Raw genomic sequence first — 24,499 nt, forward strand, 5'->3', positions numbered from 1 at the left:
CCATTTCCCAAAAATCGTGAATAAACAGTTTTTAAAACCCACAGCATTAATTCTCTTGGCGTTAGGTATAGTTGCTTTCTTATCTCCTGCTAATGCTGGGTGGATACGCTGGTATACTTTCGTTCAAAATCAATTATTAAATTTGCTTTTGGATGGGGCGCGAATTGTTGGAATTGCTCTAGTGTTGGCGGGTTTGCTTGCCCCCTTTGAAGCTTTGGGGTGGTGGGCAGGATGGTATGAAAACTATCGAGATACAACTAATTTATCTTTTAAAACTACTCAATTACCAGTTAAAAAGATAGCTGCCACAACACCACATTACATAGTTTATCTCGATGGTATTGGCAAAAGTTCATTTAAATATTCCTTTAGGAGCGCCAATTTTCTTCAGCAGCTAGAAGAATCCTTGCCCAGCGATCGCATTTTAATTAAAAACATCATTCCCTATTCTGTAGTTAATTTGCCTTTAACTCTCAATAGACCATTAGCCCTATTTTGGCAATGGATTGAATTTACATCTAGGTTTGAAGTGTTAATTCTACTGCGTAATATGTTTCAAGTAGCTGTATCAGTAGATAGTCGTTATGGTCCCATATACAATCGCGGTACTGCACAAATAATTATTGATCGCTTGCTGAATAAAGGCTATCAACCAGGTAGCGGTGCCTTAATTACTCTAATTGGTTATAGCGGTGGGGGACAAATATCTTTAGGGGCAGTGCCTTATTTAAAAAAGGTTTTGGCTGCACCCATTGAAGTGATTTCTTTAGCAGGGGTGATTAGTGGTAATAATGAAGTAGCTCAGGTAGAACATTTTTATCATTTAGTAGGCAAAAAAGATTGGGTAGCTCGTCTTACTCCGATCTTATTTCCGCGAAGATGGTCCATAATCAGTTGGTCCAATTGGAATTTGGCTAAAAGTCGTGGTGAAATTAGCTTAATCTCCTTGGGAAACATGGGACATGACTCCCAAAATGGACCTTTAGATGAGACTGCAATCTTAGCAGATGGTAGTAATCATTTAGCCAAAACTTTAAGTATCATACGGCGTATTTTAACGCGCGCCGATGGTTACGAACCTTATCCTGCTGCTGTTGCCGATTACCAAGCAAGATCGACTAAGGTGGTGAGTGACTATGCCAATTATGTCCAAGCAGATTTTAATCAACCCGATTATTATCCGATCCAGCAATCTTATACTCAAGAATATCTTCCTGTAAGTGAATGGTTGGGACGTTTAATCCTACCAGACGTTTCAGAACGTTCCCGCGTTAATGGAGTCTATTTTGAAGTACATCATGCACCGCGAGGGCAGCAAGATTTAATTGGTAAAAAAGTATACTTACGTTGGAGCGATCGCCCTGACATTCAGGCTTATGTTAACCAAGTCAAAATTAGAATCGATTTTTCGGAACAAGCTTATGAAAGCATTAACCAGGGAATAGTTCATCCCACCCGCTTAAACCATTGGCGACAAGTACAAACTTTAGAATCTTTGGCTGGTGCTAGACCTAATGATGATGTAATGGTGGCGTTGAGTTCGGTAGAAGTTGTTAGTGAAGCCGAGATTAGCTTATATATTGCCCGTGAACCAATTTTAATTACAGGAAAGTATTATGCTTTAGTCACTGTTACCGAATTATTACCTAATAATCGTGCAACTGTATGTCACTATAACTCTACTTCTAGGCAGTTTGATGGCAATGAAGAGATTGTCTATTTCCCTCAGGTAGTACCAGACCGCAATGGAGTTTTACCCGCTACTGCCAACAAGATTACTGAATCTCCGTTAAATAAAACAGGTTGGTATATCTATGGTGCGAAAAATAATCAGGGGATATTTACTGTTCAGGCGATCGCACCGCGTCAACTGTTTCAATTACAACCAGCCAAAGTTATTTCTGGCTTACATAAAACCACCGACTACATTCACAATCGATATTGGCAGGGAATAAAACAAAAAAAAGGTCAAATCGATTCAATATTATTAAATCCCTGTAACTTAGCCGACCTAAAACTAATTGAATCATATCAAGAAGGCGATCGCTTATTAGTGCTGCATACCTATGGCGGTATTGGCGGCAAGAAAAAAGAGTTTGCTCCATTAGGCATCTTTTTTGGTCATTTTGCCTTTGGTTTAGCCAGGGTAGTTCGTGAACCCATTACCCAAGAATTACATTTCAAAATCGGCTATGCCCAAGTTTATACCCAAAACACAACCGGGATTATTGCCGGGAGTTTAGACTGGACTAATTTTACAGGCGATCGCCAGTTCGGTTGGCTAGGAAGTCGTCCCATTACCGATATAATCGTCAAAATAGACGTATTCGACGAATACAACTTTGGTGGTTTACGTCGCTTCCCCCTCAATGGCTTAGCCTATCAATTAGACCGCATGATGGCGCGTTACCGTACTGGAGATGGAACAGGAGCAACTTTTGTCGGTGGTGCTAACTCCTGTGTCCAAGATTCTTGTCAGGCTCTTTATCAGGCGATTAACATGACCTTGGCGGAATTCGATAATAATGTTCAAATTAAAGACTGGATTGCCAATAACCTCAATCATCCCCAAACCAAAAGACTACAACGTCTAGTAGCTCTCAACAAAGCTATCGAAAACAAATTAATAACTTGGCAAACTCGTGCTGATTGGGTAGATCCCTATCAGTCTCTGATCGGTACTCGTTTAGCAGATCGTCCTGTAACAACTGTAATTAATGCTTTAACTAGCTGGCGATCGCTTTTACCCCGTTTAGCCAACGATAATTTAGCCAAAATCTTTCTCAATCATGGTGCAAGTATCTGGCTGTTGCAAACCTATCAAGTAGGTGGTTGGGATGAAGATATTGAACCGATTGCACCTACAAAGTTATGGTTATGAGAAAGTTTCACTATTTATAGAAGGTGAAAACCCACGTCATTCATGCGTTGGAGTGTCAAGCTATTAGGCAGATCCGCAAGGAGAATGATATTTTTAGTGTATCTATAGGGGTGGACATCGAGCTAACTTGTCTTTCGAGCGACTACATTCATCAAGTAATAGATTGAGTTCAGCAGCTACTTTCCAGGGATTGCGACCTTTGAAAGGGGCAGCGATAACAGCTTCATAGGGATTTTTTCCGATTTGTTTGACGGCTGCAATCGCAGCTTGCCTAGAGAGTCCTCGTCCAGCCACAAGCCAGGCTGCTAAAACGTGTCCTGTCCGCCCAACTCCGCCAGAGCAATGAACAACAACCTTTTCATCATCCTGTCTGGCAGTTGCTAAGAACGGTAAAATTTGGTGGATGAGAATTTCGGAAGTAGCAAAGTAAAAATCCTCAATCGGTGTCCAACATACGTAATCAAATCCAAAGTTATGTCGATAAGTATTAAGTAGATTGGAATAGCGAGTTAGTTGAGATGAGGCAAGCAAACAGCAGACGTACTTAATGTTCTGATACTGCATAAATTCAATCCACTGAGCTACTTGCTCGTTACTATATCCAGGGCGAGCAGAGCCAAACACAATAGGTTCACCTTCTGAAGCAGCAGCAAATTTATACATTATTGATTTTTTAGTCTAAACTACAGTCATTATTGATATCTATCCAAATCTATCCAAAAATTCTCAAACTTTCCTTCTATTTCCGCCTCTTAGCGATCGCCATCATGTTTGGTCAACAAAAATCAACATTTATCGTTTCCAATTTTCTATTTCTAAGCCCTCAATCTTCTCAAAATGCTTAATATTACTAGTTACTACAGTAAAACCATGATGTAAAGCGATCGCGCCGAGCAAAATATCTTCAATTCCAATGGATGTTCCAGCACTCAACAATTGATGTTTTACAGCCGAAGCAACTAAGGCACAGTCGTCATCGAAATATAGATGGTTAATTTGGCGGTAAAGTAAATCTAATTGTTTTTCGTAAGCTGTTCGTAAATGAGGCTTTTTTAGTAGTCCGTATTCTAGTTCAAACTTGGTTATCGAAGTAACGTAGATATTTTGACGGGAAGTTGTTCTCAAGCGAGCGATAATACCTTTGTTCCCTCTGAGATAATCTGAAATAGTTGTGGTATCTAAGACAAACATTAAAAGATCTCTTCACGAGAGGGCAGTAGAAAGTCTCGATCTATTTCTAAATCAAATTCTACTCCTGCAACTCCTTTCCAGCTAAGAATATCGGGATGCCAAGCCTCTTTGTCCTCTCTTTCGTTTAGAGTCTTCTCAATCGCCTCGACAATAAATTTGTTCTTAGGTATTTTATTGTGTTTCAGATAAGTATTTAGGCGATCGCTCAACTTTTTGGGAATATGTATCGATGTATTCATCCAATTTTCTGGTATTTTTTTAGTATATTATACCAGAATTTCTCGGATCGAAAAGATTTCTCTTACACTAATTTTTGTAATTAACGCAGATTAATACTATCGGTTAAAATTTCTGTTAACCATAGAAATTTCTCTTGTTATGACTGAACCTGTTCTTGATGTTCGCCAGCTACAAGTCCAATTTGCTACTGAATCTAAACCTGTTGTCGCTGTTGATGGGCTAAGTTTTCAATTAAAAAAAGGAGAAAAATTAGGCATTGTTGGGGAGTCTGGTTCAGGTAAATCGGTTACTTCTTTAGCAATTATGGGTTTAGTACCTACTCCTGGACGCATTACACAAGGAGAGATTTTATTTACCCCAGAAGGCAAATCCGCTGTTGATTTATTACAGATCAATGAGGCAGAGCGCAGAAGCTATCGTGGTGGTGAGATTGCGATGATCTTTCAGGAACCTATGAGTGCGCTTAATCCCGTTTACGACATTGGGTTTCAGCTGACTGAAGCTATTTTATTACATCAAAAGGTAACAGCTACCGAAGCCAGACGCAAAGCTATTTCGCTACTCCAGGAAGTTCAACTTATACCCAGTGATTCCGCTCTAGAGCAGCAATACATTACAGAAAATTCCACACCATCTTATACTAATCGAGACATATCGAATTATATTAATCAGCGTAAGCAGGCTATGCTCAAGCGTTATCCTCATGAACTCTCAGGGGGACAATTGCAACGAGTGACGATCGCGATGGCAATTTCCTGTAATCCTAGTGTTTTAATAGCTGATGAGCCGACAACTGCTTTAGATGTAACTGTACAAGCTACTATTCTCGATTTATTACGTAATCTTTGTCAAAAACGCGGCATGACTTTGATCTTTATTACCCACGATTTAGGTGTGATTGCTGAGTTGGTTGATTCGGTAGTGGTAATGTATCAAGGAAAAGTCGTAGAGTCAGGGGAAGTACAAACTGTTTTTACTAATCCTCAACATCCTTACACCAAAGGGTTATTGGCTTGTCGTCCTCGTTTAGATCGCAAGTTACAGACTTTACCCACCGTGGTTGATTTTATGGATGTATCCACTACTGATGATGGCGAAATCCAGATTACCGAGAAACAGACAGATATTGAACACAAACTAAATCAAATCATTACGGAAACTGAGCAACAAGAGAGATTAACTAAACTACTTGAAAAACAGCCTATCATGTCTGTCCAGCAACTTCGAGTAGGCTTTCCTCTGAAGGGAATATTTGGCAGAACCAAAAAATATCTGATGGCGGTTAATAATGTGTCTTTTGAAGTCTATCCTGGTGAAACTTTGGGTTTAGTAGGGGAATCTGGCTGTGGAAAGTCTACTTTAGCTAGAACTTTGTTGCGTCTAATTCAACCGATGGAAGGAGAGATTATTTTTGATCGTGACAATATTACTAATCTATCCTTGAAAAGTCAGAAACTACGTTCTCTGCGCCGTCAAATGCAGATCGTCTTTCAAAATCCTTATAATTCTCTGAATCCTCGCATCAATATTGGCAAAGCGATCGCCGAACCTTTAGTTGTTCATAAGATAAAATGCGATCGCCAGAAGAAAGTAGCAGAACTTTTAGAACGGGTTGGTTTAAACCCCGATATGAGAAATCGCTATCCCCACGAGTTTTCTGGCGGACAAAGACAACGGGTCTGTATTGCTAGAGCATTAGCTTTAGAACCTCAGTTTATTATCTGTGATGAGTCAGTTTCTGCATTGGATGTCTCGGTACAGGCTCAAGTATTAAATTTGCTCAAAGAATTACAGGCAGACTTCGGGTTAACTTACATCTTTATTTCCCACGATTTAAGTGTCGTGAAATTTATGAGTGATCGCATTATTGTGATGAATAAAGGCAAAATTGAAGAGATTGACACTGCCGAAGAAATCTATCGCAACCCAAAAACAGAATACACTCGCAATTTAATTGATTCTATTCCTACAGGAGAATTGAATTAGAGTTATACATTACCTTTTAAGCTTAGGACATAAGATATTGGTTCAAAGGGAACAGGGAATAGGGAATAGGGAATAGGGAATAGGGAATAGGGAATAGGGAATGTCCTAATGTTTTCTCGTAGTGCTTGCTATATGATTAAACCTTTGGTAGATAATCACTAACCACTAACTCTTCTACAACTTTATTCAAACCCACGGAATTAGAGGCTTTGCATAAAATTCGATCGCCTGAACGCATAACTGCTTTGAGCTTACTGCTTAAACTGGCGCGATCGCTAAAGCATTCAGTGGTAATATTTTCTGCACCATGAGCAATTTCCTTAGTGGCAGCTTCATCTGCTAATACCAGCAATAAATCTAAGTCTAATTCCTGGGCTTTTTCTCCTACCTGACGATGGAGTTGAGCCGAATATTCCCCTAATTCTTTCATCGTGCCTAAGACAGCTATGTGCCTTTGACCGGGCGTTTCTTTGAGCATCTGTACTGCTGCCAACATCGACTCTAAACCCGCATTATAGGTTTCGTCGAGAACAACTATGTCATTGGGTAAATCATAACGACGCGATCGCCCTTTAGGTAACTCTACTTCTAACCCCATTGTCACAGGAGCAAGATCGAGCTTTAATACTTGAGCAACTGCGATCGCCGCCAGGTAATTACTAGCATTATGCATTCCTGGCAGAGGTAAAGGTAAATTTTGTCCACAGACTTTTAGGTGATCGCCGTTAATAATTTCTCCATGAATATCCCCCCCGGTTAAACCGTAAGTAATAGTTTCGCCCTGCCAAACTTGGGCAGCAGTAGTCATTAAAAGAGAATCGTCGTGATTGAGAATCGCCACGCTAGATGGAGGCATATTTGCCAATAGTTCGCACTTGGCTCTGGCGATCGCTTCTCTCGATCCCAACCGTCCAATATGAGCTGTTCCTACATTGGTGATAATCCCGATTGTGGGACGAGCAATTTTCGTTAGTAAAGCAATTTCCCCTTCCGCTCTCATTGCCATCTCAATTACACCATAGCTATGTTCTGGGGTGATTTGTAATAGGGTTTTGGGCACACCGATTTCGTTATTGAAGTTAGCTTCGGTTTTAAGTACTTTCCCCTGAGTTTTTAATACTGCTGCTACCAATTCTTTGGTACTGGTTTTACCTACTGAACCAGTAATCCCGATAATTGGTATCTCCAAGCGATCGCGCCACCACTGAGCTATTTGTTGATAGGCTTTCAGGGTATCCTGCACGACAAATTGGGGTACATCTGAAGCTAGTTCTAACTGACGAGAAACAATTAAAGCGATCGCCCCTTGCTCAATTGCCTGAGTTAGAAAGTTATGTCCATCAAAATTTTCCCCACTCAAAGCAATAAATATTTCCCCTGGCTTGAGTGAGCGGGTGTCTGTGGTCACGCCATTGGCTAAACTTGTTAGCTCAGGGGAGGAAGTTGTTAGTAAATTACTGCTGAGAATTTTACGGAGTTCAGACAGACAGAAGTGGATAGTCATAGGATTAGATGCGGGGAAATATACTTAGATGTACTTTTGAGGACTAAAACAAGTTTCTTGTATCGGTAGATATACTAACAAATATCAGTTAAAAACTTGATTGAAAGTTTACAGCATTTATTGAGAGAAAGATTTATATTTAGGGATAGATTATAGTTTATTAATTTAAGCATTTAGCAATTTTTTATTATTAAATTTTTTCTTATAGTAAGTACAGAGGGAGTAAATCAATTGTGGCCATAATACAGTATAAAACCACCTCCCATACAACTAAACAAGAACAGCAAATAATTTATGATCATTTTTTATATTGCGTAAAAACTGAATCCCCCCATAAAGTTTTAGAGAGATTTAATTACTTATTGATTAAGGGGACTGGTTATGAAGACAAAAGAGTACGTATTGCATTAGAGAATATCGTTGATGCTGCTAATGTCGAGTTAGAATTTCCTTTGTTCTATAACCGTTGCTGCCACATTATAGTCAATCGGTGGCAAATGCATCCCCATCTAAAAATCGAAATTGTTGAATTAGTAGCCCTGATAGAACGATCGCTACCTCCTGGGAGAGTAGTTTCTCGCTCGGCACGAAAATTAAGACAGCTAGTTAAAAATTTTCAAACCACAGAGCATTATGTGAATTTACAGCGTTTAGCTCGATTAATTGATGGCAGTTTAGAACCAAGTACCCGCCGTCATAGACGGATCGAAATTATCGGTAATTCTGTAGGGGATTTAATTCAACGCTACCCTTATTTGCATCAACACTGCTTATTAACTGAGGGAAGTAGCGAAGAATTTCAACAAACAGTAGAGACTATTCAATCAGGAATTCAAGCAAACTATGAATTAAATCTGTCGCATTTCATTACTTATCAGGTGCGTCTCGCTCAGATCGTCAAAAAATATAAAGCTGCCAATAAAAAGAGAATTCCTAAAAAACTCATTCAAGCAGTAGATAATCCCACTCTGTTAAGCGATCGCGAATTAATCCGAGCTTTACGTCATTACACAGGAAAAGTGCAGCAAAACAGTACCTACTTTGACTTATCTCAAAATTTTCTGACCCATACTAGTCGAGTTAAATCTTATCAAAGATTCAAGGCTAATTTATACGAATATATTGTTTCTGGCGTAGACGTTAGTTATGGAGAGAGTCAATTTAATCGTAATTTAGCCAATTACTTGCAGAATACTCTGACAGATTTTAATCATCGCGAGCTGGATGAATTTTTAACTCTGCGGACTTACTGTGAATTATTTAAATTTTTGGTAGTTGACAGCAAAAGTAATTCTAATCATCAACATTATTTAGATTTAATAACCCATTTAGGAGAGACTAAAACCATTGGTTTATTACTCAAACTAGTATTATTATGTGGCAAGGTCAAACCATATTTAGAACAGAGATTTTCAATTCTTTTTTCTCATTATGAAGCCGTAGCAGAAGATCAAGCTCCTTGGTTAGTTAAATCTTTAGAAAATATGCAGGTAGCCTTTAGCGTTCATTTTGGTCAGGCTGACTTTTCTCTAATTCAAATTATCTGAGGTTAAGATGTGACAGGAGTTCAAATATTTATTTTCTGTCAGTGAATAAAGAACTAGATGATTCAGCTAGACAACCAATTGTTCAATCAAGCAGCATTATCTATGAGTACTTGCGTCAATGTGCAGCTACTCAATCCCCTCAAGCAGTAATTAAGGAGTTTAGAAGCATATTTCTTCTGGGGAGAAATGAAAATAACAAGTTATCTCAAGCACTAGAGAAAATAATTTTTTCTTCTGTAGGGCAAAAACAATTTAATGTGATATTAACTCATTGTTTTAATATTATCTTGGATTGTTGGTCTGAAACTCCTGAGTCCTTAACATCTGTCTCAGACTTGATGGATACTTTGGATGTCATTAATCAAGCAAAATCCTACGATCGCCGTCGCAAACAACTTATTCAATTAGTTAGAAATTATCAACAATCAGAATTATATTTTCAATTGCGAGGAATGATTGTAATCATTAATCCTCAAGAAATTGCCAATGTTGTCTTAACAAATGTAGTTGCTACCAATGAGGTATCTAGTAGTAACTTCAGCCGTAACAATACGATTTTTTATACTTACTTAGGACGCTATAGTTATTTATACGATTATTTTTTACCGCAAAATTCTGATCTAAATCAATTAAGAGAGTTAATTAAGACTTTACAATCTAATCGAAAACAAGATTTCGCGATTAGCTTATCTAAGCATCTTATTTATCGCGTTAGATTAAAACAGGTTGCCCAAATGAAGCTACTCTCTAAAGGAGCAGGCAAAGCAATCACAAAAGTGGATAACCCGACTTTACTTTCAGAAAGAGCCTTTAAAAAAGCTTTAAAACAATATATTGGTCAAGTGGAAAACCAAGGTACAATTTTAGAGCAAGCGCAACTTTTTGTAACTGGCAATAATTTACGTAATTCTTATCAGGTATTTAAACAAGATCTATATTGTTTTTTAACTAAAAATATTAAGCCAAGAAATAGTACTTGTAATTTTAAAAACAAACTCAAACTTAAACTTGAGCAAATTTTTTCTCAATCTGATGCGAAACCACTAAATAAAACTTTGATTTTACAGACTTGTCGGCAATTATTTAGTTTCTTAATTCTCGATCCAAATTCGCCGCCAGATCCTAAAAAATATACTGATTTGATTACCAATTTAGGCACCGATCAAGTAATAATGATCTTAATTAAGATTACTTTGATCTGTCCCGAATCGAAAGCTGATTTAGAAAAAAAATTATCTTTAATTGTTACTCATTACCTACAATCTAATATTCAAGACATACCCTGGTTAGTCAAATCTTTAGAACATTTACTAATTGCTTTTAGTATCTATTTTGGCAAGATTGATGTGTCGATCGCCAGAAATTTTAATTTGATTGGTAGTAAGTAATATAGTAGTTCTCGAATTAGTGAAGTACACCTCGGTTAGGATAAGTTCGGAATTCGGAGTTCGGAATTCGGAAAATTTTGTACCTCACCTATTTTGAGAAACGCTATATATGAGAAACAAACTAGAGGATACGTTACAATCTATTACAGATGAATTGTGGGCGGGCATAGTCTAGTCAAGCAATTCCCAGAATTTAACTGTTAAGTAACATGACCGTATCTCATCCTATAGAGTTTCAAGACGCTTTCGATATTATCGTGGTTGGTGGTGGACATTCTGGCTGTGAAGCTGCCTTGGCTGCGGCAAGATTAGGCTGCCGCACTCTAATGTTAACTCTCAACCTCGATAAAATTGCCTGGCAACCTTGTAACCCTGCAGTGGGAGGTCCTGCTAAATCTCAATTAACTCACGAAGTCGATGCCCTAGGGGGAGAAATTGGCAAGGTCAGCGATCGCACTTACCTCCAAAAACGAGTCCTCAACGCATCTCGTGGTCCGGCAGTATGGGCATTGCGAGCGCAAACCGACAAGCGGGAATATGCCGCAGTGATGAAGCAAATTGTGGAGAATCAAGAGAATTTGAGCATCCGCGAGGGTATGGTCACAGATTTAGTACTGGGAAAAAATGATGAGGTGATCGGCATTGAAACTTACTTCGGTACATGTTTTGCTGCTCAAGCTGTAATCCTCACCACAGGTACTTTTTTAGGTGGCAGAATTTGGGTTGGCAATAAGTCTATGGAAGCAGGACGTTCGGGAGAATTTGCCGCTACAGGTTTAACTGAAACTTTAAATCAACTGGGTTTTGAAACAGGCAGACTGAAGACAGGTACTCCTGCCAGGGTTGACAGACGTTCTGTTGACTACAGCAAAATGCAACCTCAGCCCCCCGATGAGGAATTACGCTGGTTTAGTTTTGACCCCGAAGCCTGGATAGAAAGGGAGCAAATGAACTGTCATTTAACCCGTACTACTGCTGAAACCCATAAAATTATTCGGGATAATCTACATCTGTCTCCTGTTTATGGAGGTTGGGTAGAAGCCAAAGGACCTCGCTACTGTCCCAGTATTGAAGATAAAATTGTGCGCTTTGCGGATAAAGAGAGTCATCAGATCTTTATCGAACCAGAAGGTAGGGAGATCCCTGAACTCTATATCCAAGGTTTTTCCACAGGATTACCGGAAAAATTGCAATTGGCAATGCTCAAAACTCTGCCAGGACTAGAAAACTGTGTCATGCTTCGTCCTGCCTATGCGGTGGAGTATGACTTTTTACCGGCTACTCAGTGTTACCCGACCCTAATGACCAAAAAAGTTGAAGGGCTATTTAGTGCAGGGCAAATTAACGGTACTACTGGCTACGAAGAAGCAGCAGCTCAAGGCTTAGTTGCCGGGATTAATGCAGTGCGGTTTGTTAGAGGGGAATCAGAAGTGATTTTCTCTCGGGAACAAAGTTACATCGGTACACTAATTGATGATCTCTGTACTAAAGATTTGCGGGAACCCTATCGAATGTTGACCAGTCGCTCAGAATATAGACTTATTTTGCGCTCTGATAATGCCGATCGCCGTTTGACTCCTCTGGGTAGAGAAATCGGTTTGATTGATGACCGCAGATGGCAACTTTATACTGCTAAACAGGAGAAAATTACTGCCGAAAAAGAAAGACTCTATGAGACGCGGATTAAAGAACGAGATCCTGTAGGAATTGCGATCGCCGCCGAAACTCAGCAAAGAATCAAAGGCTCAATTACCCTAGCTGATTTACTTCGCCGTCCTGGATTCCATTATGCAAATCTCAAAAATCACGATTTAGCTACTCCTGAACTAACTATCGCCGAAGCAGAAGGAGCAGAAATCGACATTAAATATTCGGGTTATATCAAACGTCAACAAACCCAGATTGAACAAATTAGTCGGCATACTCAGCGCAAATTACCGCAGGATTTAGACTACCTCACGGTGGAAACCCTGCGGATGGAAGCAAGGGAAAAACTCAATCAGGTCAAACCGTTAACTGTTGGTCAGGCTACTCGTATTGGTGGAGTTAATCCAGCGGATATTAATGCTTTGTTAGTTTATCTGGAAATTAGATCTCAAAAACAAGAACAAATTGTGGCAAAAGCTAATAGCTAAAGAAATTTAGATATAGCAAACAGGTACAATATTCAGACCATGGATTAAGATGTATCCAAGGTTCCAAATCCGATAATCTTACCACAGTAGCATTTTTTAGAATATCCTTGATCAGGATTTTCTCTTTTCTCCATGAACCTATGATATCTATATTTCTAAAAAGAGTACTCTATCTATGTGGGATGTAGTACTATGTTGATTGATCGAGAATTGAGAACCAAAAGCAACAACTCCATAGAGCCAAATCTAATCCTTAAAGAATCTAGACATAGCAAACAGGAACAATATCGAGATACTTTTTTCCAAGCATTTTGGGTCTTAAAGGGCATTCTTTAGTAGGCCAATGACTACGATCCTCATAGACGTATAATTGGTACTTGCTGGGCAATGAATCAGAATTAATTTGCTCAACTTTACTGAAATAAGGCTTTAAACGCTCAAAATAGTCTAAGCCAGGCGCGCGAACATGATACTCTTCGTAGGGATTTGGTTCAGGATATTCAATTGTAGTTTCTGCAACCAATGGTACTGGCAGTATGGCAATACCATTAGGCTTCAAGATCCGACGAATTTCCGAGATTGCCTGGATGTCATTGGAAATGTGTTCTAAAACATGAGAGGCAAAGATAAAATCGTAGCTTTGGTTGGCAAAAGGAAGGTTTTGTAAATCAACTTGATGATTTACATTAGTCATATGCAAATCTGCCGTTTCATATTTGCCAAATCTAGGAGCAAAATATTCCTGAAAAAAAGCTTCTGGGGCAAAATGCAGCATCGCCAAATTAGCAGTTTCTTTATTTTTCAATAACTGATTAACTACTAAATATTGAAGGCGATGTCTTTCTAAAGCACCACATCTAGGACATTGAGAGTGTTTGCGGGTACTAGTAGGGGGATGAACGTCTTTAAACGCGCCAGTATAATTGCATACTGGACAAGTAAATTGTTCTTTGTTGAAATTTTGTAGTTTAAAGATCTCAGATATAACCTTTTTTTTGAGTTCTCGCGCCTTATTTTTGAGATTCATTGATGTAAAGTAACTCAAGTTGCTTTACAAAAAAAGTATTTTCATCTCAAAAATAAGCCTACCGAAAAATTACTTATTTTTGATAAGTCGAATTATTTTTTTCAGTAGAAATACTAGTTTTTGCTCAAGTAGGTAGGCATAATAATTTATACAACCCAGGTAATTAATCTTTTCCCTATCACCCATCCCCTAACCCCTAACCCCGGCAAAAACTGTTTTATATTTAATTTCACCCACCTACTTATGATTGCCACTGCTCAAGAGAAAGTCCAGTTAAATTCGCCAAATTGTGATTTTTCTCAGCAAAATATTCACAGAGAAAAGTACGTTCGTCATCTGCCATTTGGGGAACTTTTTGACCTAGATTTATAGTAAGTTTGTGCACAAGTCTTCTTACAAGATATGGAGCCAGAAAACCCAATCCAGAATAATCTAATTCAGTAAATATTTTGTTGAATCTACGACCGACAAAATTGATACTTCTGGTCCGGTTTTCATGCTGTTGCAGATTAACTTGAATATTTTCAGAGTCAATCTCTAAAAATTCAAAGCATTGTTTGGCTACTTGTTCGGGATTATGTTTCAGATCCTCGAATAAAAGAAACAAAAACGATTTAAGCGGAAAGTATTCTAACCATAAAGTTAACTGACCATAGTAATTGCTGATATCAAGATAGAAATAGTCATTTCTAATCGCTTCCCCAAAACTTTGATGTTCTCTTCCTGTATTAAGGTTATGCAAATAGCTTGAATAAGTTCTATCTACAGGATCTCTTACAAGATAAATAAATTTAGCGTTGGGATTTATAGAGTAAATTCTCTGAGGAACATTGCGAAATTTTTGATTATTATATTGGGAGTTATTGACGCTTAACTGTCCGAAAGAATAACTGGTTGAGGCATCAATGCAAACATTATTTTCGTAGTTAGAAAATTGCTCCTGATACCAAGCTAAGTCCTTAGCAGAGTCACCTGAAAAATAATGGGTGAAATAATGTGGTTCTTTATTTTTGGCAACACATATCTGTTGATGCTGAGATAATATAGATGCCAAAGTTGTAGTCCCAGCTTTCTGAGCACCAATCAGATAAACTTCTGGTGGAAATGACATTTCTAAAACCTCGCCAATATAAATTTATTAACAGCTTGAATGCTGAAATAAAGCATGAATATCAGAAAAATTTGGTATCTGTGTTAATTCTTAAATAGAATATATTAAATACATAAGTACTGCGTAATTATACTGTATTTTCGAGCATTAATATTATATATCAACCCTTAAAACCAGAAAATTCCTAGTTGCCCTAGGAATAAGGTTGTTTACGAGTAAATCAGACTCACTTTGTACCGTAAAAATATGTAGCTGCAATCAGTGGAGTCCTTGCCCAGAATTCACAGCCACAGGCGATTTCATGAAAATCTTCTAGCCAAACTCTCAAACCATCAGGCGAAACACGCCAATAATCTTTAGGTGCTTCATGGAAAGGATATAAGAAGGGCAACTGTACCCAAATTTTTCCATCGGGTTTGAGTACTCTATGCAATTCTCTAATTGCCTTTTGTGGATAAGGGACGTGTTCTAAAATGGACCAGCAAACAACAGCATCAAAACTTTCGTCCTCAAATTTCAAATCATGAATATCATAATGGTAATCAATAAAATCTCGCTGATCGTATTTGTCAACACTGACCCAGTTGGTGCCAAACTTGTCTCCAATGCTGTCTTTGACACCAATTTGTAAGCATTTCTTGTCTTGGCAGCTTGTGATGAATTCATTAAAAAGCTCGTTTCTTGGCTTGCCAACAGAATGTATATTTTTCGCAGCTTTTCGGTATATGTTGGTGAAATATAGTGAAGGTAATACTTTACCTAACTTCAAGTAAACGGGTTTCAGTAACTTTTTCATTGAGGCTGACATCCTTTAACTGCCTGGGCAATAATTATATCTAAATCGGGAACATCCCCACTTAGAGAGCGACCATACCAATATTTACGATATCTCGAAAGATGTTGTTGAAGAACTTAATATAAGTAAGGTTTAAATCAATCAAGTTCTTGGCTATTTAATTCTGATTCCTATAGCGACAATTAAATAGGTGAGGTAAAGTAACAAGCGCAAGTAAACTAGTTCCAAATGTCCGGCAAAATAACCAGACAACAAAAGTATCTTGCTAGGCTGCAAATCTACAAGTGCGATTAAATTAATAGTTAACTGAATTATGAAACGGGAAAGAAGTGAGCATGAACGAGATCAAATGTATATTTTGCAATATTGAAAGCGATCGCGTTGTGATTGAGGAAAATGGATATGAGGGTAAACAGTGTTCTCAATGTGGACTAATATACATATCACCCCGACCTTCTTTTGAGGAAATAGTTGATTTATATGGTCATGACGAAGCGCATATTTCTGCCCAATCTCATATCTCTGCTGATTTTGCCAAAAGATTATATGCTAAGCATAATTTAAACATTATCCGTTCAGTTGTTAACAGTGGTTCGCTTTTGGAAATTGGTGCTGGAGCGGGTTACTTTTTGGATGAAGCGCGTAAAATTGGTTTTGAACCGTATGGACTGGAGTTTAATCCTGTTCAAGCCAACTTCATGAGAAATCAACTCCAAATCCCTTGTGAACAATCTCCATTAAGCACATCAATCTTTAATGGACAAAAATTTGACGTTATTTATCATTGTGATGTAATCAGCCATTTTTTTGACCCGATCGCAGATTTCCAAAAAATGAATGAGACGATGAACGATGAATCTTTTTTGATCTTTGAAACAGGGAATTTTGCTGAGGTAGACCAGAAATATTATCAGTACATTCCCAGTTTTCAGTATCCAGATCATCTTTTCTTTTTTAGCGTTGATAATTTAGCTGAACTGCTTGAGAAAACAGGTTTTCAATTAATAAAGATACATCGGTATTCAATGTTACCTCAGCTACTCACAATGAAAGTTTTATCTAATATTAAGCAGTCAATCAAAAAAATATTGATCAAATCGCCAGATATTAGTTCTAAACCAGGAAAGTCTACTAGTGAGCCTTATGAGACCAATAAAACATCTATTTCTAACTTCAAATCATCTAATATAAAATCTTCAATCAAAAAAAATATCAAAAATATTTATAATTTTGGGTATCATTATTTCAATTATCTGCTACGCTATAAAATTGGAAAACTAGCACCTAAAGCTCAACGTCCTCAAACAGTTATAGTTATTGCCAAAAAGGTAAAAAGTGTTGCTGGGTAAATAATAGTTTATAAACAAGTTTAATTAGGGCTAATTTGTGTCAACGCAGAAAAACCAAACCTCAGAAGCTAAGTATTACGATTATTTTAATACCAACCACTTAAAATCAAATTTAAAACAACGTTCTGTTCGTGGTGGCGTAGTTACTATCACAGCCCAAGCAAGCAAATTTATCTTGAAATTCGGCTCGACAGCAGTGCTAGCTCGTCTGCTTGTTCCTGAAGATTATGGGCTAATTGGTATGGCAACTGTAGTCGTGGGCTTTGTTGAATATTTTAAGGATTTAGGCTTATCAGCAGCTACCATTCAAAGAGCTGAAATAAATCACAAGCAAGTTAGTACTCTGTTTTGGATTAATTTGGGGGTTAGCTGTTTAGTAGCTCTAATTGTTGCTTTACTAGCACCAGCGATCGCCAACTTTTATCATGAACCCCGCCTGAAGAAAATTACCCTGGGTTTGGCAATCAATTTTATATTTGGTGGTTTAACAGTACAACACCAAGCCCTGCTGAGAAGGCAAATGCAATTTACTAGCTTGGCAAAAATTGAAGTGGTCTCGATGACTTTGGGGGTATTTACGGCGATTATCGCTGCTTATTCTGGCTTAAGATATTGGGCGCTAGTGTTAATGCTAATAGCGATCGCTATTAGTAATGCCATTGGAGTTTGGCTTGCTTGCGGTTGGCGACCTGGATTACCCAGTCGTAATTCTGGAGTGCTTAAAATGCTAGCTTTTGGTGGTAATTTAACTGGTTTTAACTTAGTAAATTATTTTTCCCGTAATCTTGACAATGTTTTGATTGGTCGACGTTGGGGTTCCCAAGAGTTAGGACTCTACGCTCAGGCCTATAAGCTGGTGCTATTACCAATTCAGCAAATTAATAATCCAATTAGTAGTGTTGCATTACCAACTCTTGCTAGTTTACAGTCTCAACCAGAGAAGTATTGCAGGTTTTACTATCAGGCAATGCTATCAATTAGCACTTTGGGAATGCCCATAATTGGATTTTTGTTCGCTTCAGCGAATGATGTTATTTTGTTGCTTTTGGGAGAGCAGTGGTTAGAAACTGTTCCTATCTTTAAATTATTAATGCCCGCAGCTTTTAATGCCACTATTGGAGTGGGTATGGGTTGGGCTTATCAATCTCTGGGCAACGTCGGTCGTCAGTTTCGTTGGGGAATAGTTTCGTCGATGCTGAATGCAGTCTTGTTCTTTATTGGCGTTCGTTGGGGGGCAATTGGTGTGGCAGCAGTTTTTGGTTTATCCCGCCCATTTTTTCTGTTAGCCGGATTTACCTACTGTTTCGCTCAAACTCCTTTAAAATTAACTAAATTAATATCTACTCTCTCGATGCCCACTCTAGCCTCGATAGGAGCCGCAATTATACTAAGCTACATTAAATTAGTGTTACCTATAGAGATTAATACTTTGATGATTGTCTTAATTGATTTAGGGTTCTATACCTTGTTATATTTGCTCATCTGGATTCTGCTTCCCAACGGCAGAAAGACTCTATGGGAGATGGTACAATTATCCAAAGTTTTGAGACAGAGGTAAAACTGGGAACTACAATTTCTGCCAAAAACTTTTTGCTAATCTTTCATCGGATTTATATCTACCTTCAATGGATATTGGAAAATATTGAGATCGAACCAAATATTCTCATAATTATAAAGAACTTACTCTAAAAATTCTCAAAAATACGGATAAAAATAATGAATTAATTGCCAGAAAATTGATATGAAAAATGCCACTAATTGGAAACCAACTAAAATTGAAAATCGCGGTGATAAATTTTATGTTAATGAGTTAGGAGTATCTTCGGGAAGTTTATTTATGACTTTGGAAGATTTTCGCGTTATTAATTCATTCAAATCCTACCTAAAAGGACATTTAATTGATTTAGGATGTGGCAATGCACCTTATTATCAATGGTATAAAGATCGAGTAGATCGAGTAACCTGTATCGACTGGCCACAAAGTAAGCAAAGCAAAAATGATGCTAAATATGTTGATGTCTTTGCTAACTTGAATGAAAGCGTTCCCCTGGAGGATAATTCAGTAGATTTTGTTTTTTCAACTTCTGTATTAGAACATATCTGCGAACCTCTAATATTGCTTAAAGAAATTAGCAGAATTTTAAAGTCAGATGGCTACTTATTATTGAGTGTACCGTTTATCTATAATCTTCACGAAGAGCCTTATGACTATTATCGCTACACCCCCTATAGCCTTGAACATCTTGCCGAAAAAGCAGGATTAGAGATAGTAAGCCTCAAACATTATGGTTGTGGCTTTGGAGTATTAATAGATGTTTCCTCAAAAATAATTCAAGCTTTAATTGAAGTCATTCGTAAATCTTTGCCTAGATACATCGGATCGCCAATTAGCAAACTAGGAAATATGCAATTACGTTTATTTCAACAAATTTCCTTTATAGTTTTAAACCAAAAACAAATAGTGAACATAATTGAGCGGGCTAATTTGTCGTCTAGAATTGCTCTAGGATATGTGGCTATTTTGAAAATCAAGCAAAATACAGAAATATAATTCAAAATATTGACTTCATTATAATAATCATGAATAATTCAACTGAAGTTAAACAGTTTTATGACAACTTTACAGACACCAGAATGGTGCAATATAAGCTGTATGGTAATCCACGTATTGATAAAGCTGTAGAGCTAATTTCTAGCTATTTAAGTCCAGACAGCAATATTCTTGATATCGGTTGTGGCATTGGCATCGTTCCAGAACAAATAGCTACTCAACTAAAACAAGGACGAATTTTAGCTTGTGATTTAAGTGAAAACAATATTAATTATGCTCGCCAAACTATTGAGTCAGATAAAATCGAGTTTTTTAACGTCAATGTAATAGAAAACTTTGATGCAATTCGTAAAAAACTAACTACCCCAATTGATTTAGTAACCATAGTAGACGTAATTGAACATTTACCACCTAATAGTTACGATGGATTATTTAATAATTTAGCTCAAATCACCAGTGAACAAGCTAAACTGATTTTGACTTATCCTAGCCGAGAATTTCAAACTTATTTGCGGGAACATAACCCAGGAGAATTGCAAATCATTGATGAAGTAATAGAAGTAAGTCATTTAATGCAGTTTGCTCTCAAATACGGATTCAATTTAGAGTATTTTGCTTATATTGATGTCTGGAAGAAGAATCAATATATCCATTGTGTATTTAGTAAACAACGACCCTGTATTCCAGTTTCAGAACCAGGTATATTAGAAAAAATCAAAGGTAAAATAAAGTCTTATAAATCAAGATTGCTATTGCCTTTTTTAAAAAGAAAATATATTGATCGCGTCAATCAATCAAAAAAATAAGCATAGGTAAATAATTCAATTTTTTCAAATTAAGAAATGCGAATTGCTTTTATTGTCGATCAATTTCCCAGCTTATCAGAGACTTTTATTTTAAATCAGATTACAGGATTAATCGATCGCGGTCATGAAGTAGATATTTATTGTGATCGCCTTGGTAACACTACTACTACTCACCCAGAAATACAACAATATAATCTTTTAGAACGGACTTACAATGCAGCAATACCCACTAATTTTATAGTGCGTGTTATTAAGGCAGTTTTACTATTTAGTCTGATTTTTTTTAAAGCTCCCAAAATTTTACTTCAAGTCTTAAATTTCACTAAGTGTAATCGCTCTCACTATGGAGAACAAGCAAATTTTTTAAATACTATTTATTTAGTTATTCCCTGGTTAAATAAGACTCCCTACGATATTCTTCTTTGTCACTATGGACGTAATGGTCTCAAAGCAACTTTATTAAAAGATTTAGGACTAACTAACGGCAAAATAGTGGTCATTTTTCATGGTTATGATATTTCTCTTTATCTCAAAATGTATGGATATGATATTTATGACTATCTCTTTAAACAGGTAGATTTACTGCAACCAATTAGTCAACATTGGCAGCAGAAATTAATTTCTTTGGGATGTAATCCAAAAAAAGTGATCGTACATCATATGGGAGTTGATTGCCAAAAGTTTAATTATATAGCTAAGCAATTAAATAGTGCTTCAATTCATCTAGTTAGTATCGCTCGTTTAGTCGAAAAAAAAGGTTTGCAATATAGTATTCAAGCCGTAGCTAAATTGATTGAGCGTCATCCTCAGTTGAAATATCAAATTATTGGGGATGGTGTTCTTAGAGAAAACTTACAACAGTTAATTGAGCAATTAAATTTGAGCAACCATGTTGAATTATTAGGCTGGAGAAAGCAACAGGAAGTCTCTCGCATTATTGAAGAGTCAGATATAGTAATAGCTCCCAGTGTGACTGGAAGCGACGGTGATTGCGAGGGAATTCCTGTTTCCTTGATGGAATCGATGGCAAAGGGTTTACCAGTTATTAGTACTTATCATAGTGGCATCCCCGAATTAATTGAAGATGGCGTGTCGGGGTATTTATTGGCAGAGAAAGACGTTGACAATTTAGCTCATAAAATAGAGCAATTAATTATTAATCCAGAATTAAGACAAAAAATGGGGCTAGCTGGTCGTAACAAAGTCAAGAGTGATTATAATATCGAAGTTCTAAACGATCGCTTAGTACAAAATTTACAGCGATTGATGCCAACGACTGCTAATAGTTAAGTGAATTATCAAGTTTATAACCAGAATACATGATATGTTGGCGGATGTTTATTTATAATTTCACCAATTATTCGGCAAATTTCTAATGAGTGAAATAGATAAAAGGCTGCTAATTAGCGTCATTATCCCGACTTACAATCGAGCTGATTTAATCCCTAGAGCGATCGCCTCAGTAACCAAGCAAACCTATCAGCACCTGGAAATTATTATTGTCGATGATGCTTCTGAAGATAATATCGCTAGTGTTGTTCAATCAATAAAGGACTCCCGCATCAAGTATATTCGTCATCAAACTAATCTGGGTGGCTCAGAAGCCAGAAATACTGGCATCAAAAATGCTCAGGGAAAATATATCGCCTTTCTCGACTCTGATGATGTTTGGCTACCAGATAAACTTAAACTACAATTAGCTGCTGTTTCCCAGCAAGAAAACCAGGAGAATTTAGTTTGCTATGGTAGATTTCAAATCAGCCCCCGAGTTTTCTATAAAACCTCAGTTTTTCCTGCCCGAGCTAAACAAGAAAACGAAACTGTTCCTGACTATTTTTGGCTATTTAGAGGAGAAGTATTAACTAGTACTCTGTTAATTTCTCGTACTTTAGCAGTAGTAACCATGTTTAAGCCTGGATTAGCTAAGCATCAAGATTTAGATTTTGTAATTAGGTTAGAAAAACAGGGGGCAAAATTTATTTTTGTGCCTCAAATTCTAGCCATTTGGCATAATGAGGCGAGAAGCGATCGCATTTCCAAAAAAGCTAATTATCAAATTTCTCTCAATTGGATTGAACAATATCGTGAGCAGATATCTGAGCGCGCTTATCAAGGATTTTTACTCAAAGAAATAGTGCCAAAAATGATTCTAGAATCAGAACAAAAATCCACAGTAGCTAGTTTGATCTTTAGGGCATGGCAGAATGATGTCGTTTCCCTCTCCTCTAGCTTAGCGCTACTGATTAAGTTGGTAATTCCTCGTAAATATCAACAACAAATCAAAAACCTTTTTAAACCAACTACTATTGGTTATCATTAGGCAGATCAAAAAACTCTTGATCCCTATCCATAAAGACAGACTTGTCAATTAATCTAAATATAATTCGATAATGCATGTAGCTTTAGTACTAAAAAAGAATATTAATAAAAATATATTATATTAAGTACGGATAATTAATTGAAATAAACAGGCTTATTGCAGACCTGAAAAACTTATTACTTGTTACTTATTACTTATTACTTGACCCCATTCCTAATTTAAGTATTCAACCGAACTTGATATTATATGCTCGATCAAACTTTTAATAAGCTTAAAAATATTCAGAATGTAACTGAGTTAAAATTACCATTACTCTTTTTTAGTTTTGCTATTTGGGTAATTTGTCCAATCATAGGAATTTTTCCTTTACTATTAGTCGTTCAATTAGATTTATTACAAGCTAATAAAAAACTTGACAAATTTTGGTCTTTAAATAGTTTTATCTTAGTTTTAGTTGTACTTACATTGGCAACTTATCTGTCTTCTTTTGATGTCTTTGCTGATACTAAAGTTTATTTAAATATTTACAATAGTTTAGACCGACAAACTCCTTTTGAAAATGGGATTGCTGAACAACGATTTGAGTTTGTTTTATTTGTATTTTTTGCTGTAATTCACTACTTAAGTAATGGTTCAACTTTTTGGTGTCTATTTTCTTTTGCCCTTTTTAATAATGCACTAATTATTTTTTATATTAGTAAAAAACTTTCACCAAAATATTTTCCGAGCTTACTAATCATTTTATTCTCAAGTTACTTTTATTATTCTCAAGTTTTTTATATGCGTCAGTTTTTTGCTCTAATCTTTGTTTTAGCAGCAATTGTAAGTTTGGAATCTAGTATAATTTCGTTTATTATATTTAGTCTTTTGGCTATTTTTTCTCATACCACTAGTGCTATTTATATCTTGACATGTATTTTTATCAAGGTTGGTGCAGCTATTGGTCAGGTTTTTCAACGTATTAAGTGGCAAAAAAGAGATAAAACAATTCTTTATTTTTGTCTGGCTGTCACTATCTTTTTAATAATTTATAGCGCATGGCAAATTTATCAAAATCCCAAAGCAATATATAGGCTGACTAACAATTTGATTGAATATCTCCCTCAAGAACAAGTTAGTAGCTCTATTCAGGGTAGGATAGAAAACAATGACCAAAGAGATATTGAAGTGTTTAGTATTACTAAAAATTTAGCTGCTGCTATTTGCTCTTTAAGTGTCTTTTCTTTTATTAGAAGCTATAAAAAGATTAGCCTGAAAATACTATCTATGATCGCTTTTTATATTATATCATTACTACAAATATTGTTTATTTTAGCTACAGGATTTAATCAAAGAATTGCTTATTTATTCTTAGGCTTTTTTGGCTTGTTTTTCTGTATTGGCTTAGACGATCAAGCACTAGGTAAAACCAATAAAATCAAAAACTTTTATCTAGTTTCAATTATCACCTTTTTGATGGCAGCATTGAATACCCTCATTTTTATTAATCTAAATGCAAATATGAGCAGAACTGTGGGATGGTCTTTTTTCGACAAACAACCTTTAAGTATGTCTCTATATGACTATATTGTTTACTTTTTTGATTCTGTCTAAATTAATTCTTCTTTTTGGAGTTTTATAATAGTAACTAATCAGGCTCTAATTGCCTAATCTCCAATCAATTAAGA

At 36.7% G+C, this 24,499-nt stretch carries 19 protein-coding genes; 12 read left to right on the forward strand and 7 right to left on the reverse strand.

Annotation, left to right across the window (positions count from 1 at the left end; translation table 11 throughout):
- The first annotated feature begins 16 nt into the window (after nt 1–16).
- A complete protein-coding gene (locus PLEUR7319_RS0109805; RefSeq protein WP_019505046.1) occupies nt 17–2,881 on the forward strand; it encodes a hypothetical protein in 2,865 nt (954 codons plus the stop codon).
- 102 nt (nt 2,882–2,983) lie between these two features.
- Here PLEUR7319_RS0109805 and PLEUR7319_RS0109810 read toward each other — a convergent pair whose 3' ends face one another.
- The 3 genes from PLEUR7319_RS0109810 to PLEUR7319_RS0109820 all read right to left on the reverse strand — a co-directional run bounded on the left by PLEUR7319_RS0109810 (nt 2,984) and on the right by PLEUR7319_RS0109820 (nt 4,311).
- Entirely contained in the window at nt 2,984–3,544 is a 561-nt protein-coding gene (locus tag PLEUR7319_RS0109810; protein ID WP_019505047.1) for a dual specificity protein phosphatase family protein, read from the reverse strand.
- A gap of 129 nt (nt 3,545–3,673) precedes the next feature.
- A complete protein-coding gene (locus tag PLEUR7319_RS0109815) occupies nt 3,674–4,072 on the reverse strand; it encodes a PIN domain-containing protein (protein ID WP_019505048.1) in 399 nt (132 codons plus the stop codon).
- A complete protein-coding gene (locus PLEUR7319_RS0109820) occupies nt 4,072–4,311 on the reverse strand; it encodes a hypothetical protein (RefSeq protein WP_019505049.1) in 240 nt (79 codons plus the stop codon). Before PLEUR7319_RS0109820 ends, PLEUR7319_RS0109815 begins: the two co-directional genes overlap by 1 nt.
- Nucleotides 4,312–4,450: 139 nt before the next feature.
- Here PLEUR7319_RS0109820 and PLEUR7319_RS0109825 point away from each other — a divergent pair, with 139 nt between their 5' ends.
- Nucleotides 4,451–6,298 carry an ABC transporter ATP-binding protein gene (locus tag PLEUR7319_RS0109825; protein WP_019505050.1) on the forward strand — a complete coding sequence of 616 codons (1,848 nt, stop codon included), beginning with the start codon at nt 4,451–4,453 and terminating at the stop codon, nt 6,296–6,298.
- 136 nt (nt 6,299–6,434) lie between these two features.
- Here PLEUR7319_RS0109825 and murF read toward each other — a convergent pair whose 3' ends face one another.
- The gene (murF, locus tag PLEUR7319_RS0109830) at nt 6,435–7,802 is read right to left on the reverse strand and encodes a UDP-N-acetylmuramoyl-tripeptide--D-alanyl-D-alanine ligase (protein WP_019505051.1); all 1,368 of its coding nucleotides are present in this window, start codon (nt 7,800–7,802) and stop codon (nt 6,435–6,437) included.
- Between the two features lie 233 nt (nt 7,803–8,035).
- Between murF and PLEUR7319_RS0109835 the strand changes: the two genes are divergently transcribed.
- The 3 genes from PLEUR7319_RS0109835 (at nt 8,036) to mnmG (ending at nt 12,872) form a co-directional block, all read left to right on the forward strand.
- Nucleotides 8,036–9,349 (forward strand): hypothetical protein, encoded by a 1,314-nt coding sequence (locus PLEUR7319_RS0109835; protein ID WP_019505052.1) that lies wholly within the window; start codon nt 8,036–8,038, stop codon nt 9,347–9,349.
- Nucleotides 9,350–9,390: 41 nt separating this feature from the next.
- A complete protein-coding gene (locus tag PLEUR7319_RS0109840) occupies nt 9,391–10,737 on the forward strand; it encodes a hypothetical protein (RefSeq protein WP_019505053.1) in 1,347 nt (448 codons plus the stop codon).
- Between the two features lie 209 nt (nt 10,738–10,946).
- The gene (gene mnmG, locus PLEUR7319_RS0109845) at nt 10,947–12,872 is read left to right on the forward strand and encodes a tRNA uridine-5-carboxymethylaminomethyl(34) synthesis enzyme MnmG (RefSeq protein ID WP_019505054.1); all 1,926 of its coding nucleotides are present in this window, start codon (nt 10,947–10,949) and stop codon (nt 12,870–12,872) included.
- 262 nt (nt 12,873–13,134) lie between these two features.
- Here the strand turns inward: mnmG and PLEUR7319_RS0109850 are convergent, their stop codons facing one another.
- From PLEUR7319_RS0109850 to PLEUR7319_RS0109860, 3 genes are all read right to left on the reverse strand, one after another.
- Nucleotides 13,135–13,899, reverse strand: coding sequence for a class I SAM-dependent methyltransferase (locus PLEUR7319_RS0109850; protein WP_019505055.1), 765 nt, complete (start codon nt 13,897–13,899; stop codon nt 13,135–13,137).
- A 241-nt stretch (nt 13,900–14,140) separates the two neighbouring features.
- Nucleotides 14,141–15,010 carry a sulfotransferase domain-containing protein gene (locus PLEUR7319_RS0109855; protein WP_019505056.1) on the reverse strand — a complete coding sequence of 290 codons (870 nt, stop codon included), beginning with the start codon at nt 15,008–15,010 and terminating at the stop codon, nt 14,141–14,143.
- A 226-nt stretch (nt 15,011–15,236) separates the two neighbouring features.
- Nucleotides 15,237–15,818: a class I SAM-dependent methyltransferase gene (locus PLEUR7319_RS0109860; RefSeq protein WP_019505057.1), complete on the reverse strand. Its 582-nt coding sequence runs from the start codon at nt 15,816–15,818 to the stop codon at nt 15,237–15,239.
- 371 nt (nt 15,819–16,189) lie between these two features.
- On the opposite strand from PLEUR7319_RS0109860, the gene PLEUR7319_RS0109865 reads away from it, so the two are divergent.
- The 7 genes from PLEUR7319_RS0109865 (at nt 16,190) to PLEUR7319_RS0109895 (ending at nt 24,425) form a co-directional block, all read left to right on the forward strand.
- Nucleotides 16,190–17,155, forward strand: a complete 966-nt coding sequence (locus tag PLEUR7319_RS0109865; RefSeq protein WP_237743546.1) for a class I SAM-dependent methyltransferase — start codon at nt 16,190–16,192, stop codon at nt 17,153–17,155.
- A gap of 37 nt (nt 17,156–17,192) precedes the next feature.
- Nucleotides 17,193–18,713: a lipopolysaccharide biosynthesis protein gene (locus tag PLEUR7319_RS0109870; protein ID WP_019505059.1), complete on the forward strand. Its 1,521-nt coding sequence runs from the start codon at nt 17,193–17,195 to the stop codon at nt 18,711–18,713.
- Between the two features lie 183 nt (nt 18,714–18,896).
- Nucleotides 18,897–19,706 (forward strand): class I SAM-dependent methyltransferase, encoded by an 810-nt coding sequence (locus PLEUR7319_RS0109875; RefSeq protein WP_019505060.1) that lies wholly within the window; start codon nt 18,897–18,899, stop codon nt 19,704–19,706.
- Nucleotides 19,707–19,735: 29 nt separating this feature from the next.
- On the forward strand, nt 19,736–20,512 hold the full coding sequence (locus PLEUR7319_RS0109880) for a bifunctional 2-polyprenyl-6-hydroxyphenol methylase/3-demethylubiquinol 3-O-methyltransferase UbiG (RefSeq protein ID WP_019505061.1): 777 nt from the start codon (nt 19,736–19,738) through the stop codon (nt 20,510–20,512).
- 36 nt (nt 20,513–20,548) lie between these two features.
- Nucleotides 20,549–21,802, forward strand: a complete 1,254-nt coding sequence (locus PLEUR7319_RS0109885) for a glycosyltransferase (RefSeq protein ID WP_019505062.1) — start codon at nt 20,549–20,551, stop codon at nt 21,800–21,802.
- Between the two features lie 85 nt (nt 21,803–21,887).
- Nucleotides 21,888–22,832, forward strand: a complete 945-nt coding sequence (locus PLEUR7319_RS0109890; protein ID WP_019505063.1) for a glycosyltransferase family 2 protein — start codon at nt 21,888–21,890, stop codon at nt 22,830–22,832.
- Nucleotides 22,833–23,078: 246 nt separating this feature from the next.
- Nucleotides 23,079–24,425: an EpsG family protein gene (locus PLEUR7319_RS0109895; protein WP_019505064.1), complete on the forward strand. Its 1,347-nt coding sequence runs from the start codon at nt 23,079–23,081 to the stop codon at nt 24,423–24,425.
- The last annotated feature ends 74 nt before the right edge of the window (nt 24,426–24,499 follow it).

The sequence above is a fragment of the Pleurocapsa sp. PCC 7319 genome, assembly GCF_000332195.1.
Taxonomy (GTDB): domain Bacteria; phylum Cyanobacteriota; class Cyanobacteriia; order Cyanobacteriales; family Xenococcaceae; genus Waterburya.

Coding starts and splice junctions, on each gene's coding strand:
- PLEUR7319_RS0109810 (WP_019505047.1), bottom strand. CDS start 3,544: ATGTATAAATTTGCTGCTGCTTCAGAAGGTGAACCTATTGTGTTTGGC.
- PLEUR7319_RS0109815 (WP_019505048.1), bottom strand. CDS start 4,072: ATGTTTGTCTTAGATACCACAACTATTTCAGATTATCTCAGAGGGAAC.
- PLEUR7319_RS0109820 (WP_019505049.1), bottom strand. CDS start 4,311: ATGAATACATCGATACATATTCCCAAAAAGTTGAGCGATCGCCTAAAT.
- PLEUR7319_RS0109825 (WP_019505050.1), top strand. CDS start 4,451: ATGACTGAACCTGTTCTTGATGTTCGCCAGCTACAAGTCCAATTTGCT.
- murF (WP_019505051.1), bottom strand. CDS start 7,802: ATGACTATCCACTTCTGTCTGTCTGAACTCCGTAAAATTCTCAGCAGT.
- mnmG (WP_019505054.1), top strand. CDS start 10,947: ATGACCGTATCTCATCCTATAGAGTTTCAAGACGCTTTCGATATTATC.
- PLEUR7319_RS0109850 (WP_019505055.1), bottom strand. CDS start 13,899: ATGAATCTCAAAAATAAGGCGCGAGAACTCAAAAAAAAGGTTATATCT.
- PLEUR7319_RS0109855 (WP_019505056.1), bottom strand. CDS start 15,010: ATGTCATTTCCACCAGAAGTTTATCTGATTGGTGCTCAGAAAGCTGGG.
- PLEUR7319_RS0109860 (WP_019505057.1), bottom strand. CDS start 15,818: ATGTCAGCCTCAATGAAAAAGTTACTGAAACCCGTTTACTTGAAGTTA.
- PLEUR7319_RS0109875 (WP_019505060.1), top strand. CDS start 18,897: ATGAAAAATGCCACTAATTGGAAACCAACTAAAATTGAAAATCGCGGT.
- PLEUR7319_RS0109880 (WP_019505061.1), top strand. CDS start 19,736: ATGAATAATTCAACTGAAGTTAAACAGTTTTATGACAACTTTACAGAC.
- PLEUR7319_RS0109885 (WP_019505062.1), top strand. CDS start 20,549: ATGCGAATTGCTTTTATTGTCGATCAATTTCCCAGCTTATCAGAGACT.
- PLEUR7319_RS0109890 (WP_019505063.1), top strand. CDS start 21,888: ATGAGTGAAATAGATAAAAGGCTGCTAATTAGCGTCATTATCCCGACT.
- PLEUR7319_RS0109895 (WP_019505064.1), top strand. CDS start 23,079: ATGCTCGATCAAACTTTTAATAAGCTTAAAAATATTCAGAATGTAACT.